Source organism: Curtobacterium phoenicis, assembly GCF_047238015.1.
GTDB lineage: Bacteria > Actinomycetota > Actinomycetes > Actinomycetales > Microbacteriaceae > Curtobacterium.
In genome coordinates, this window is record NZ_JBDFLZ010000002.1 from 361089 (window position 1) to 374544 (window position 13456).

A 13456-nucleotide genomic window follows, 5' to 3' on the forward strand; every position below is an offset into this window, starting at 1 on the left:
CGCGCGACGGGCCCGACGGCCCCGGCCGCTCAGCGCAGCCGGACGCTCGGCTGCTGCTGGGTGATGCAGTGCAGTCCACCGCCGCGCGCGAACACCTCCCGCGCGTCCACCGACCGCACCTCGCGCCCCGGGTACACGTCCGCGAGGATCCCACGAGCCCGGTCGTCGGCAGTCGGCTCCCCGAACGCGCACGCGATCACCGCGCCGTTCACCACGACGTGGTTCACGTAGTTCCAGTCCACCGGGCCGTCGTCGTCGGCGAGGGTCGACGGCGCCGGGAGTTCGACGATCGTGGCGTCCGTCGCTCGTTCGAGCGCCGCCCGGATCTGCGGCATCACGAGGTGGTCAGGGTGGCCGGCATCCGGCTGCGCGTGCAGGAGCAGGACGTCCGGCGAGGCGAAGGTCGCGACCATGTCCACGTGCCCGCGGGTCCCGAGTCCGTCGTAGTCCCGGGTCAGCCCGCGCGGGAGCCACACCACCTCGGTGGCGCCGATGGTCCGTGCGAGCTCCTCCTCCACGCGGAGGTGGTCCGCGTACGGGTTCCGCCGCGGGTCGAGCTGCACCGTCTCCGTGACCAGCACGGTGCCCCGACCGTCCACGTGGATCGCCCCGCCCTCGTTGACGAGGAGCGACGGGATCCGTCCCGCCTCGGCGGCCTCGGCGACCACGGCGGCGATCCGGGCGTCGCGCGTCCAGGTCGACCACGCGTTCGCACCCCAGCCGTTGAAGACCCAGTCCACCGCACCGAGGCGTCCGGTCTCGTCCTGCACGAACGTCGGCCCGATGTCCCGCATCCAGAAGTCGTCGAGCGGTGCCTCCAGGACGTCGACGTCACCGGACAGGAGGCGCGCGGCGTCCGCCCGGGCGACCGGGTCGACGACGACCGTGACCGGCTGGTGCTCCGCGATGGTGTTCGCCGTCGTCGCCCATGCCGAGCGGGCAGCGTCGGCGCTCGCCGCGTCGTCGCCGAGGGTCGCGCCCGGTCGGGGGAAGGCCATCCACGTGCGGTCCTGGGGTGCCGTCTCCGACGGCATCCGCCAGGTCACGCTCGGGCCGCCGCGGTCCGCGGGCCGTCTGCCCGGTGTGCGGTCGGCGCTTCCGCCAGGGAGGCACGGATCGCCTCGTCCGCGCCGTACCCGTCGCGCAGGCGGTCGACCGGAGCGGTGAGCGGGGCGTAGAGGTCCGGGCGCCGGGTCACGTAGAAGGGGAACAGTCGCAGCCACTCGGCTCGGGCGTCGAGGTCGAGGTCGGCGACGAGCACTGCGTCCGCGTCGCGTGGAGCCTCGACGAGCACGCGGCCGAACGGGTCCGAGATGAACGACGAGCCGTAGAAGGTGATCGCGCCCTCGTCGCCCCAGCGGTTCGGGACGACCATGAACTGCCCGGCGGTGATGCCGTTGGCGACGATGACGTGCCGCCAGATCGGAGCGGTGTCGAAGTCGGGGAAGGTCGGTTCGGAGCCGATCGCGGTGGGGTAGGCGAGCACCTCCGAGCCGGCGAGCCCGTAGGAGCGGGCGACCTCGGGGAACCACTCGTCCCAGCACGTGGGCAACCCGATCCGTACGCCGAGGCCCTCGGGTTCGTACACGGGGAACGCGTCGTCGTCGGGGCCCGGCCGGAAGTAGGTGTCCTCGTGGTAGCCGGCGCTGATCGGGATGTGGGTCTTCCGGGTCCGTCCGACGAGGGAGCCGTCCGGGGCGAGCAGCACTGCGGTGTTGTAGCCGCGCGGGTCGTCGGGGAGGTCGTCGTCCGCGGGTCGCTCGTACAGCGACGCGTGCACGAAGACGCCGTGGCGCCGTGCCTGCTCACGCGCGAAGGTCACCGTGCGCCCGTCCTCGAGCGACTCCGCGCCGTCCTTCGGGACCCCGTCCGCGGGGACGTCGCCGGGGTAGCGGGAGAGCGTGAGCTCCTGCAGGAACACCGCCGTGGCCCCGGCCGCCGTCGCGGACGCGATGCCGTCCGCGAGCACGCGTGCGTGCTCGTCGGGGTCCTCGTGCCAGCGGGTCTGGACGAGCGCGACGCGGACCCGACGACGGGCGGTCCCGGTGTCCTCGTGCAGTGGTGACGGTTGGTCGGCGGCGGTGATGACGTCCATGTCGCCATTGTTGATCCATTGATCAACAAGCGCAAGGGTCAGTTGATGATGTTGACCGCGCGCGATATGACGAGCGCGAGCAGGATGAACCCGCCGATCGCCTGGTACGCCATGATCATCTTCGCCCGCACCGTCAACGGCATCGTGTCCGTCGGGCTGAACGCCACCATGTTCGTCATCGCGACGTAGAGGTAGTCGAGGTACACCGGTCGCCACGCTGCCCTGGAGGGATCGGACTCCTGCGGGAACAGGAAGTCGGCCTCGCCGCTCGCCCAGAGCTGCGGCTGCCGACGCGCGACCGGGCCACCGCGGTCGAGCTCCCAGTACACGAGCCCGAACGCGATGATGCTGCTCACCCACACCTGCAGGGCCGTGAGCAGGACCGCGCCGCCGTCGGGATGCCCGTGCAGGAGCTGGTCGATCGTCTTCACGACGGTGAGCTGGTTCGCGACGGTGAGCAGGACCGCGAGCCCGGTCGACAGCCAGCGCGACCAGGTGGTCTCCCGCGTGAGCCGCCGCGGGTTGAAGACGACGAGCGGGGTGAGCAGCAGGAGGCCGAGCAGCGGCACCACCCACGCGGGGAAGAACAGCACCTCGTCAGGCAGGAGGAGGCTCAGTGCGAGGTTGACGAGCACGGCCACGGCGACCGGCGCTCGGTGCTCGTGCTGGTGGAGGGGCCGCGTCGACGTCACGGGTCGAGTGTGGCACCGCGACCCGGCTCGGCGGCCGTGCGACCCGTGCGGACCCTCTCAGCGCGGCACCCCGTGTCACGCCGACGGGACGTGGAACATCAGGAGGCCGACACGGAAGGTGGTCCGGATGTCGCATGACGACGAACCCGTCGGGGCTTCCGCCGGTTCAGGTGGGGATCGGGTCGGCGAGGGACGTCGGACGGACCTCGTGCCCGAGCAACCGCCCCGCGGCCCGCAGCCCGGACAGCAGCGCCCCGTGGACGGTCGCGGGGTCGTCGCCCCACGTGGCCTCCCCGGCGAGCTGCACCCGGCCGGACCGTGAGCCGAGCAGGTCGTGGTCGTCCGGCGACGCCCCGACGTGCAGGTACGAGTACGACCCCCGCGCGAACGGATCGGCCGCCCACCGGGTCATCCGCACGGCATCGGGGTCGGGGACGGTGGGACCGAACATCCGTCGCAGCGCGGTGACACCCTCGTCGACGACCAGCGCGTCCGGCAGCGACTCGATCCGCCGAGCGCCGGCACCACCCACGAGGGCCGCGAGCACCGGCTCGCCGGTCACCCGGGACATGTCGTACCAGGAGTGCCAGTCGACCCCGGCCGGGCCCTGCTGCCGCACGACCCAGTCGTCGCCCCAGAACCGCTCGGGGAACCGGAGGAACACCTTGTCGTAGACACCCATCCCGAGCCGCCCCATCGCGTCGAGGACGTCGGGGTCGAGCGGGGGCTCGAAGGTGACGGCGCCGGCCTGCAGGACGCCGAGCGGGACCGTGACGACGACCTCGGCGGCGGTGACGACCCTGCCGTCCGCGAGTTCGACGGCAGCACCGTCCGGGGACTGCCGCACGGCCCGGACGACCGAGGACAGCCGGACGTCGAGACCCTCGGCGAGGACACGGGCGTACTGGCCGTAGCCGCGGGGGAAGACGACCTCGTCCCCGGGTACGTGCTCTTCGTCGAGGCCGTGCGCGTCGAGCACCGTGACGGGCGCACCGCAGAGGTCCTCGGATCGGTGTGCGGTGTACTCCCGGACCCGGGCGGCCCGGTCGCCGTCGATCCGCAGGTCCCGCAGAGCGGTGTTGACGGCACTGGCGTAGGTGGACGGCGGCGGGGCGTGCTCCACCACCTCGGGCAGGGCGGCGTCGAGGGCGTGCAGGTCGGCGACGAACGACGCGGCCTCGTCCTCGCTGAGCCGGCGGCCGGAGGGCCCGTGCCAGGCGATCGGCCGACCGTCGAACTGGAAGCTGCCGACGGTGAACTCGACCGTGTCGATGCCGAGTGCGGGCGCGAGCTCCCACAGCGGGTTGCCGTCGACGCCGTGGATCCACGAGGCGCCCAGGTCGACCGGGACACCGAGCGTGTCGTCGGTCCAGGTGCGGCCACCGATGCGGTCCCGGGCCTCGAGCACGACGACGCGCTGCCCGCCCTGGGTCAGTGCGCGTGCTGCGGCGAGCCCGGACACCCCGGCTCCCACCACCACGACGTCGGCGTCCATCAGTGCCCTCCCGTCAGTGGTGCCAGCAGCCGCGCGGCGAGGCTCGGCCGCCCGGTCAGTGCTTCCTCGCGGTCGGCCAGGTCGGTCGCCAGGAGTCCGGCGTTCGCGCCGAGGAAGCGCAGGGGCTCGGGTTCCCAGTCCGGCGAACGGTGGTTCACCCACGGCAGCGCGGTCAGTGGCGTCGACACTCCGCGGACGAGGTCGGCGAGGGTCCGGCCCGCGAGGTTCGTCGTCGAGAGACCGTCACCGACGTAGCCGCCAGCAGTGCCCACGTGACCGTCCCACGTCACCGAGGCGCACCAGTCGCGGGGAACGCCGAGCGGACCGCCCCAGGTGTGCGTGATCGGGGCGTCGGCGACGGCGGGGAACAGGTCGACGAGTGCCTTCCGCAGGTGGGCGAACACCCGCGGCACCCGGTCGTGGCCCGGCGTGATCGACGAGCCCCAGTGGTAGCGCGCGCCGCGTCCGCCGAACGCGATGCGGTCTTCGGCGGTCCGTTGGCCGTACACGAGCATGTGCCGGTAGTCCGAGAACGTCTGCCCGTGCTCGATCCCGATGCGGTCCCACACCGCTGCCGGCAGCGGTGCGGTCGCGATCATGAGCGAGTACAGCGGGAGGATGCGCCGTCGGGTCTGCTCGAGCTGCGCGCCGTAGCCCTCGACGGCGATGACGACGGCGCCCGCCGTGACGGTCCCGCGCGCCGTGACCACCTGGCCCCGGTCCCAGGAGGAGGCGGGCGTGTGCTCCGCGATCCGGACGCCCCGTTCCTCCAGTGCGGCCGCGAGGCCACGGACCAGCGCGGCCGGCTGCACCCGGGCGCAGTCCGGGGTCCACGCGACCCCGGCGGTGCCGGCGGCGTCCCCGGCACGCGCGTCGCGGTAGGTCGTGCGGTCGCCCCACGCGGCGGAGGACGCGACCTCGTCGCGGGCGGCGCGCTCCTGCACGGCGGACCGGGCGTAGAGGACGGTGCCGCCCTTGACGAAGTCGCAGTCGATCCCGGCTTCGGCAGCGGCTCGGCCGACCTCGTCGACGGTGTCGCGCATGGCGGCGCGGAGCGCGTGGGCTGCGTCCCACCCGTCGCGTTCCGCGATCGACGCCGCGGAGGCGGGGAAGAGCGCGGAGCACCAGCCGCCGTTGCGGCCGGATGCGCCGAACCCCGCGATCTCGCGTTCCACGACGACGATCTGGAGGCCCGGGTCGGCCTGGTGCAGGTACCAGGCGGTCCAGAGACCCGTCAGTCCGGCACCGACGATGCAGACGTCGGCGGTCGTGTCGCCGTCCAGCGGGGGCCGGGGCATCAGGTCGTCGCGACCGCTCGTGACGAGCGCGTCGAGCCAGAACGAGACGCCCCGGTACCCCGTCATGGTCAGATCTTCGTCCAGGCCTCGGTCAGGACGCTCCGCAGGATCGACGTCATCTCGCGGAACTCCGGCTGCCCGATGGTCAGCGGCGGTGCGAGCTGCACGACGGGGTCGCCGCGGTCGTCCGCGCGGCAGTACAGCCCCGCGTCGAACAGCGCCTTCGACAGGAACCCGCGGAGGAGGCGCTCCGACTCGACGTCGTCGAAGGTCGTCTTCGTGGCCTTGTCCTTGACGAGCTCGATGCCGTAGAAGTACCCGTCGCCGCGCACGTCACCGACGATCGGCAGGTCGCGGAGCGTGTCGAGCTCGGCCTTGAACAGCGGGGCGTTCTGCTGGACGTTCTGCAGCAGGCCCTCCTCCTCGAAGATGTCGAGGTTCTCCATCGCGACCGCCGCCGACACCGGGTGCCCGCCGAACGTGTAGCCGTGGTAGAAGGTCGTGTCGCCGGTCGAGAACGGCTCGAACAGCTTGTCGCTGATGATCGTCGCGCCGATGGGGGAGTACCCGGAGGTCATCGCCTTCGCGCAGGTGATCATGTCCGGGACGAAGTCGTACGTGTCGCAAGCGAACATCGTGCCGATCCGGCCGAACGCGCAGATCACCTCGTCGGAGACGAGCAGCACGTCGTACTCGTCGCAGATCTCGCGGACCCGCTGGAAGTACCCGGGCGGCGGGGTGAAGCAGCCGCCGGAGTTCTGCACCGGCTCGAGGAAGACCGCGGCGACGCTGTCCGGCCCCTCGAACTCGATCATCTCGCGGATGCGCTCGGCCGCCCAGAAGCCGAACTCCTCCTCGGAGCCGCCGGCGAAGCCCATCTCCTCGGCGCGGTAGTAGTTCGTGTTCGGGACGCGGAAGCCACCCGGGGTCAGCGGCTCGAACATCTGCTTCATCGCCGGGATGCCCGTGATCGCGAGGGCGCCCTGCGGCGTGCCGTGGTACGCGACCGCGCGGGAGATCACCTTGTGCTTCATCGGCTTGCCGCGGAGCTTCCAGTAGTACTTCGCCAGCTTGAACGCGGTCTCGACGGCCTCACCGCCACCGGTCGAGAAGAACACCTTGTTGAGGTCGCCGGGGGCGTGGTCGGCGAGCCGGTCGGCGAGCTCGATCGCAGCGGGGTGGGCGTACGACCAGATCGGGAAGAACGACAGGGTCTCGGCCTGCTTGGCCGCCATCTCGGCCAGACGCCTGCGTCCGTGCCCGGCGGCGACGACGAACAGACCGGAGAGCCCGTCGATGTACTCCTTGCCGTGGCTGTCGTAGACGTGGTGCCCCTCGCCGCGGACCATGATCGGGACGTCGGCGCCCGCCTGGTTCGCGCCGTGCCGGGCGAAGTGCATCCAGAGGTGGTCGCGCGACTTCTGCTGCAGCGCGGCGTCGTCCACCGGGGCGAACGGGTCGTAGGACCCCAGGCGTGCACGTGGTTCGGAGATGGTCATCGCGTTCCCCAGTCGTAGAGCTGTTTGCGGAGTTGCAGGTAGACGAAGGTCTCGGTCTCGGCGACGCCCGGGATCGCCCGGATCGTGCCGTTGAGCAGTTCGATGAGGCCGTCGTCGTCCTCGCAGACGACCTCCACCATGAGGTCGAAGCTCCCGGCGGTCATGACGAGGTAGTCGACCGCCGGGAGCCGTTCGAGTGCATCGGCGACGGTTCGGGTGTCACCGCTGACCCGGATGCCGATCATCGCCTGCCGGTGGAACCCCAACTGCAGGGGGTCCGTGACCGCGACGATCTGCATGACGCCGGTCTCCGTGAGCTTCTGCACCCGTTGGCGGACCGCCGCCTCGCTGAGACCGACCGCCTTGCCGATCTCGCCGTACGGGCGGCGTCCGTCTGCCTGGAGTTGCTCGATGATCCGTTTCGAGGTCTCGTCGATCGGTCCCGGACGTCGTGGTGCTGCCGCCATGCCGGACAGCATGGCAGCGGCGTCCGAGCGACGCAAGGGATTTCGTTGTGAACACGATGTTTCGCGACGATTTCCGTTGTTACGGTTCTCCACAACCTGCGGAATCTTCTTCCGGAGCGGCGGATTCCGTGCCAGTATCGCCGCCATGCTGGACAGTGACACAGCCTCCTCGGGCGGCGCGACGGCCGTCTCCGGCCCGGCCGCTCGGCTCGGGGCGGACACGGGGGTGCTCCGGAACTTCGTCGGGGGCGGGCGGGTCGAGGCGCGCGGCGACGCGACCATGGACCTCGTCGCGCCGACGGACGAGCACGTGTACGGCACGTCACCGGTCTCCACCGCCGGGGACGTCGACGCCGCGTTCACCGCCGCGAGCGAGGCCTTCCGCTCGTGGCGGCGCACGACACCCGGTGAACGACAGCTCGCCCTGTTCCGGATCGCCGACGCGATGGAGCAGCGCGCCGAGGAGTTCGCCGACCTCGAGTCGCTCGACACCGGCAAGCCCCGGGCGACCCTCGTGCGGGACGAGATCCTGCTGTCCGTCGACCAGATCCGCTTCTTCGCCGGCGCCGCCCGGAACCTCGAGGGTCGGAGCGCCGGCGAGTACACGGCCGACCACACGTCCTTCGTCCGCCGGGAGCCGATCGGCGTCGTCGCCCAGGTCACGCCGTGGAACTACCCGCTCAACATGGCGGTGTGGAAGGTCGCCCCGGCGATCGCCGCGGGGAACACGACCGTGCTCAAGCCGAGTGACACGACGCCGCGCTCGACGCTCCTGCTCGCCGAGGTCGCCGCGGAGTTCCTGCCACCTGGGGTCCTCAACGTCGTGCTCGGCGACCGGACCACCGGCGCCGCGATGATCGACCACCCGACGCCCCAGCTCGTGAGCATCACCGGTTCGGTCCGCGCCGGCATGCAGGTCGCCCGCGCCGCCGCGTCCGACCTCAAGCGCACGCACCTCGAGCTCGGCGGCAAGGCCCCGGTCATCGTGTTCGACGACGCGGACGTCCCGTCCGCGGTCGCCGGGATCGTCGCCGCCGGGTTCTTCAACGCCGGGCAGGACTGCACCGCCGCCACCCGGCTGCTCGTGCAGGACGGCATCCACGACGAATTCGTCGCGGCCCTCGTCGCCGAGGCCCGCGCGAACGCCCGCACCGGACCCGACGTCGCCGACCCCGCCTTCGGCCCGGTCAACAACGCCGGCCAGCTCGCGCAGGTGCGCTCCTTCCTCGACGGCCTCCCCGACCACGCGACGGTCGAGATCGGCGGCCACCGGGTCGGTGACCGCGGCTTCCACCACGAGGCCACGATCGTGTCGGGGCTCCGGCAGGACGACCGCATCGTGCAGGAAGAGGTCTTCGGCCCGGTGCAGACGGTCCAGCGCTTCCGGACCGAGGACGAAGCGCTCCGGCTCGCGAACGACGTCGAGTACGGCCTCGCGAGCTCGGTGTGGACGACCGACCACGCGCGGGCGATGCGGTGCTCCCGCGACCTCGACTTCGGCTGCGTGTGGATCAACACGCACATCCCGATCGTCGCCGAGATGCCGCACGGCGGCTTCCGGCACTCCGGCTACGGCAAGGACCTGTCGCAGTACGGGTTCGACGACTACACCCGCATCAAGCACGTCATGTCCTACACCGGTTGACCCCGGACCCGACCCGCGCACCAGCAGCAGGAGGCACCATGGCAATGACCGGCACGTTCGCCGAATCGGGAGCCGATCTGCGGCTCGACCGGATCACCAAGGCCTTCCCGGGCCACACCGCGGTCGACTCGCTCGACCTCACGGTGCCCGCCGGGTCGTTCTTCGCCCTGCTCGGTCCGTCCGGCTGCGGCAAGACCACCACGCTGCGACTCGTCGCCGGTCTCGAGGAGCCCACGAGCGGCACGATCACGATCGGTGGGCGGGACGTCACCGACACGAAGCCGTACCAGCGGCCGGTCAACACGGTGTTCCAGAACTACGCGCTCTTCCCGCACATGAGCGTGCTCGAGAACGTCGCGTTCGGTCTCAAGCGTCGGCGCATCCCGGACCCGATGACGAAGGCGACCGAGGCGCTCCGGCTCGTCGAGCTCGAGGGCTCCGCGTCGAAGCGTCCCGCCCAGCTGTCCGGCGGTATGCAGCAGCGCGTCGCCCTCGCCCGCGCCATCGTGAACCGACCGGCGCTCCTGCTCCTCGACGAACCGCTCGGCGCGCTCGACCTGAAGCTCCGGCACCAGATGCAGTTCGAGCTGAAGTCGATCCAGGCCGAGGTCGGGCTCACCTTCCTGCACGTCACGCACGACCAGGAAGAGGCGATGACGATGGCCGACACGGTCGCCGTGATGAACGGCGGGCGGATCGAGCAGATGGGCAGCCCGCAGGAGCTCTACGAACTCCCGCGCACCGCATTCGTCGCGAACTTCCTCGGCCAGTCGAACCTGCTCGAGGGCGAGGTGCGCGGCACCGACGGCGACCTCCTGGTCGTGACGACCGCGGCAGGCACCCTCGCGGTCCCCACCGCCCGCGCCGTCGCGACGTCCGGCAGCGTGGTCGTCGGCGTCCGCCCCGAGAAGCTCAAGATCCGGACAGCGGAGCCGTCGCCGGAGGCCGGACGGAACATCCTCGGCCCCGGCCGGGTCGTGGACGTGTCGTTCTCCGGCGTGAGCACGCAGTACCTCGTCGACGTCCCCGGCGCCGGGCAGGTGTCGGTCTTCGCGCAGAACTCGAAGGGCGGGCCACGGATCGCCACCGGCACCGAGGTCTGGCTGACGTGGGGTGTCGACCACGGGTTCGGCCTGGAGGCGCACCCCGCGTCGGACGCGACCGTCACCACCCAGGGTGATCCGGGCCTCCAGTCCGAGCCGGCGACCGCAGGAGCGGTCGCGTGACCAGCCGACCCGACCTGGTGCGCGGCCTGACGTCCGCACGCGTCAGCCGACGCGGGTTCCTCGCTGGCGGCGGGGCCGCCGCGCTCGCCGCGCTGCTCGCCGGCTGCAGCATCAAGGGCTCGGCGGCCTCCCTCGCCGGCACCGAAGTCGACTGGCAGCGCTTCTGGGCCGACGCGAAGGCGACCAAGCAGCTCAACTTCGCGAACTGGCCGCTCTACATCGACTCCGACAAGGGCAAGTCCGAGTCGATCCAGCTGTTCGAGCAGGCCACCGGCATCTCCGTGGACTACCAGGCGGTCATCCAGGACAACGCGACGTTCTACGCCACGGTCTCGCCGATCCTCCGTGCCCAGGGCGCGACGGGGTACGACCTCGTCGTCATGACGAACGGGTTCGAGCTCACGCAGATGATCAAGAACGGGTTCGTGTGCGAGCTCGACCACGCGCGGCTGCCGAACTTCGCGAAGTACGCCGGCGACTCCGTGAAGGACCCGACGTACGACCCGGACAACAAGCACTCCGTGGTGTGGCAGACCGGCTTCACCGGACTCGCCTACAACCCGAAGTACATCGACCGTGAGATCACGTCCTTCCAGGACCTCCTCGACCCGGCGTTCCGCGGGCGGGTCGGCCTCATGAGCGACAACACCGAGCTCGGGTCGCTCGGGCTCCTGGCGAACGGGATCAACCCCGAGACCTCGACCCCGTCGGACTGGCGGAAGGCCCAGGACTGGCTGCGGAAGCTCCGGCCGAGCGTCACCGGGTTCTACGACCAGAGCTACATCAACAAGCTCGAGAACGGCGACACCTGGATCACGCAGGCCTGGTCCGGTGACGTCTTCCAGGCGCAGCAGTCCGGGTTCGAGCACCTGGAGTTCGTCACGCCCGAGGAAGGCCAGATGATGTGGCACGACAACCTCATGATCCCGAGGCAGGCGGCCAACCCGGTGTCGGCGCTCGCATGGATGGACTTCTACTACACGCCGAAGATCGCCGGGATCGTCGAGGACTACGTCAACTACGTGTGCCCCGTCCCCGGCGCCGAGGACTACGTGCGCGACGTCCTCGACGACCCGACGGTCGCCGACAGCCCGCTCGTGTTCCCGTCGAAGGACGTCCTCGACCGCTCCCACGAGTTCCGGGTGTTCGAGAACTACGACGAGTACTCGGAGTGGAACAGCATCTTCAACGCGGTGGTGCAGTCGTGACCGCCGTCGGGACCGCCGCCGTCGCCGGAGTCGGGACCGGTCCGGGTCGTCGCCGTCTGCGGGTGCCGTTCCTGCTCGGCATCGTCGGCACCGCGTACCTCTGCGTGTTCTTCGTCATCCCGCTCGTGTCCGGGCTCATCGTGTCGCTCATGTCGGGCAACCCGGACGACGGGTACACGTTCACGTGGAACTTCGGCATCTACTCGTCCCTGTTCGTGGACCCGCAGGTGCCCTACCTGACGTTCCTGCTCCGGTCGCTCTGGTACGGCGTCGCGGCGACGATCGTGACGATCCTGGTCGGGTACCCGGTGGCGTACTTCATCGCGTTCCGGGTGTCCCCGCGGTGGAAGAACCCGCTGCTCATGCTCGTGTTCATCAGCTTCCTGGTGTCGTTCGTGATCCGCACCGACATGTGGGCGTTCGTGCTCGCGTCGCAGGGGCCGGTCGTGACGACCCTGCAGGCGATCGGCCTCGCCGGCAAGGACTTCCACATCCTCGGCACCTCGGGCGCGGTGATCTTCGGCGACGCCTACAACGACCTCGCGTTCATGGTCCTGCCGATCTACGCGGCCCTCGAACGGATCGACCCCCGGCTCGGCGAGGCCGCGAACGACCTGTACGCCGGGAGGTTCCGCGCGTTCTGGCACACCACGCTGCCGCTGTCCCGCTCGGGCATCTTCGCCGGTGTGCTGCTCGTCTTCATCGACTGCGTGGGCGACCCGGTGAACTCGGCGCTCCTCGGCGGGACGAACACGTACACGATCGGCCAGGCGATCCAGGACGCCTACTCCGGCAACCAGCAGTACAACGTCGCCGCCGCGCTGTCGACCGTGCTCATGGTCGTGCTCGGCATCATCCTGTTCATCTACGCCCGGGTGTCCGGCACCGACGACCTCGAGGACCTCGTATGACCGCCGTCACACCGACCCGTCCGGGGTCGACCGCACCCCTGTCGCCCGTCGCGTCCAGCACGGCCGTCCCGCCGCAGCGCCGCCGTCGCGGGGCCCAGCGTCGCGGGCCGTGGCTCGCGATCGTCTACTGGGTCGTCATCGCGATCACCCTCGTCCCGATCGTCTCCATGGTCGCGTACTCGTTCAACGACGCCCCGACCAACCGGCTGACCTTCGCGTGGAACGGCTTCACGACGTACTGGTACCAGAACCTCTGGAACGTCTCGGGCCTCGGGGCGGCGTTCGGGACGTCGGTGCTCGTCGCGTTCCTGGCGGCGGTCGTCTCCGTGGCGATCGGCTTGCCGCTCGCCCTCGCCCTGGAGCGCTACCGGTTCCCCGGCCGCGGCATCGTCAGCTCGATCGTGTTCGCCGACATCGCGGCGCCGTCGATCGTCGTCGGGTCGGCGTCGCTGTCGTTCTTCCTGTCGGTCGGCCTCGGCACCGGATTCTGGACCATCCTCATCACCCACGTGGCCTTCGACGTGGCGTACGTCGTGGTGGTCCTCCGGGCGCGGATCGCCGGCACGTCCAAGGTGCTCGAGGAGGCCGCGGGTGACCTCGGCGCGACGCCCTTCCAGGCGTTCCGGCTCGTCACGCTGCCGCTGCTGGCGCCGGGCATGCTCGCTGCGGGGCTGCTGGCGCTCGCGATGTCGATCGACGACTACGTCATCACGTCGTTCGTCGCCGGACCGTCGGTCACGTTCCCGCTCTTCGTGTACGGCGCCGCGAAGGCCGGGATGCCGCCGCAGGTGCTCTGCTTCGGCACGCTCGTGTTCGCGGTGGGTCTCCTCGTGGCCCTGCTCAACGGTGCCCTCAACCGCCGGCTGGCACGGACGCGCGGCTAGGCCGGGCGGGTCAGCGGAACGCGCGCGTTCCGACGT

Annotated in this window: 12 protein-coding genes; 5 read left to right on the forward strand and 7 right to left on the reverse strand. The window is 70.9% G+C overall.

Going from position 1 to position 13456, the window contains the following annotated elements; all coding sequences use genetic code 11:
• Positions 1 to 29: 29 nt before the first annotated feature.
• From ABC270_RS01845 to ABC270_RS01875, 7 genes are all read right to left on the reverse strand, one after another.
• Entirely contained in the window at positions 30 to 1046 is a 1017-nt protein-coding gene (locus ABC270_RS01845; RefSeq protein WP_412879224.1) for an agmatine deiminase family protein, read from the reverse strand.
• The gene (locus tag ABC270_RS01850) at positions 1043 to 2095 is read right to left on the reverse strand and encodes a nitrilase-related carbon-nitrogen hydrolase (protein ID WP_412879225.1); all 1053 of its coding nucleotides are present in this window, start codon (positions 2093 to 2095) and stop codon (positions 1043 to 1045) included. Before ABC270_RS01850 ends, ABC270_RS01845 begins: the two co-directional genes overlap by 4 nt.
• A 38-nt stretch (positions 2096 to 2133) precedes the next feature.
• Entirely contained in the window at positions 2134 to 2787 is a 654-nt protein-coding gene (locus ABC270_RS01855; protein ID WP_412879226.1) for a hypothetical protein, read from the reverse strand.
• A 166-nt stretch (positions 2788 to 2953) separates the two neighbouring features.
• Complete coding sequence (locus tag ABC270_RS01860) at positions 2954 to 4282, reverse strand: flavin monoamine oxidase family protein (RefSeq protein WP_412879227.1); 1329 nt, start codon at positions 4280 to 4282, stop codon at positions 2954 to 2956.
• Positions 4282 to 5646, reverse strand: coding sequence for an NAD(P)/FAD-dependent oxidoreductase (locus ABC270_RS01865; protein WP_412879228.1), 1365 nt, complete (start codon positions 5644 to 5646; stop codon positions 4282 to 4284). The genes ABC270_RS01860 and ABC270_RS01865 overlap by 1 nt, the downstream gene beginning before the upstream one ends.
• Positions 5647 to 5648: 2 nt before the next feature.
• Entirely contained in the window at positions 5649 to 7079 is a 1431-nt protein-coding gene (locus ABC270_RS01870) for an aspartate aminotransferase family protein (protein ID WP_412879229.1), read from the reverse strand.
• Positions 7076 to 7558, reverse strand: a complete 483-nt coding sequence (locus ABC270_RS01875; protein ID WP_412882019.1) for an Lrp/AsnC family transcriptional regulator — start codon at positions 7556 to 7558, stop codon at positions 7076 to 7078. The genes ABC270_RS01870 and ABC270_RS01875 overlap by 4 nt, the downstream gene beginning before the upstream one ends.
• Positions 7559 to 7691: 133 nt before the next feature.
• Here ABC270_RS01875 and ABC270_RS01880 point away from each other — a divergent pair, with 133 nt between their 5' ends.
• From ABC270_RS01880 to ABC270_RS01900, 5 genes are read left to right on the forward strand one after another with little or no spacing between them, the layout of a single operon-like run.
• Positions 7692 to 9191: a gamma-aminobutyraldehyde dehydrogenase gene (locus ABC270_RS01880; RefSeq protein ID WP_459562655.1), complete on the forward strand. Its 1500-nt coding sequence runs from the start codon at positions 7692 to 7694 to the stop codon at positions 9189 to 9191.
• A gap of 38 nt (positions 9192 to 9229) precedes the next feature.
• Positions 9230 to 10417: an ABC transporter ATP-binding protein gene (locus ABC270_RS01885; RefSeq protein ID WP_412879230.1), complete on the forward strand. Its 1188-nt coding sequence runs from the start codon at positions 9230 to 9232 to the stop codon at positions 10415 to 10417.
• On the forward strand, positions 10414 to 11625 hold the full coding sequence (locus ABC270_RS01890) for an ABC transporter substrate-binding protein (protein ID WP_412879231.1): 1212 nt from the start codon (positions 10414 to 10416) through the stop codon (positions 11623 to 11625). Before ABC270_RS01885 ends, ABC270_RS01890 begins: the two co-directional genes overlap by 4 nt.
• Positions 11622 to 12536, forward strand: coding sequence for an ABC transporter permease (locus ABC270_RS01895; RefSeq protein ID WP_412879232.1), 915 nt, complete (start codon positions 11622 to 11624; stop codon positions 12534 to 12536). Before ABC270_RS01890 ends, ABC270_RS01895 begins: the two co-directional genes overlap by 4 nt.
• Positions 12533 to 13420, forward strand: coding sequence for an ABC transporter permease (locus tag ABC270_RS01900; RefSeq protein WP_412879233.1), 888 nt, complete (start codon positions 12533 to 12535; stop codon positions 13418 to 13420). Before ABC270_RS01895 ends, ABC270_RS01900 begins: the two co-directional genes overlap by 4 nt.
• Positions 13421 to 13456: the final 36 nt, after the last annotated feature.

Excerpts from the sequence above, each read along its gene's own strand:
- ABC270_RS01875 (WP_412882019.1), bottom strand. The coding sequence starts at position 7,558 with ATGCTGTCCGGCATGGCGGCAGCACCACGACGTCCGGGACCGATCGAC.
- ABC270_RS01900 (WP_412879233.1), top strand. The coding sequence starts at position 12,533 with ATGACCGCCGTCACACCGACCCGTCCGGGGTCGACCGCACCCCTGTCG.
- ABC270_RS01880 (WP_459562655.1), top strand. The coding sequence starts at position 7,692 with ATGCTGGACAGTGACACAGCCTCCTCGGGCGGCGCGACGGCCGTCTCC.
- ABC270_RS01850 (WP_412879225.1), bottom strand. The coding sequence starts at position 2,095 with ATGGACGTCATCACCGCCGCCGACCAACCGTCACCACTGCACGAGGAC.
- ABC270_RS01870 (WP_412879229.1), bottom strand. The coding sequence starts at position 7,079 with ATGACCATCTCCGAACCACGTGCACGCCTGGGGTCCTACGACCCGTTC.
- ABC270_RS01860 (WP_412879227.1), bottom strand. The coding sequence starts at position 4,282 with ATGGACGCCGACGTCGTGGTGGTGGGAGCCGGGGTGTCCGGGCTCGCC.
- ABC270_RS01885 (WP_412879230.1), top strand. The coding sequence starts at position 9,230 with ATGGCAATGACCGGCACGTTCGCCGAATCGGGAGCCGATCTGCGGCTC.
- ABC270_RS01865 (WP_412879228.1), bottom strand. The coding sequence starts at position 5,646 with ATGACGGGGTACCGGGGCGTCTCGTTCTGGCTCGACGCGCTCGTCACG.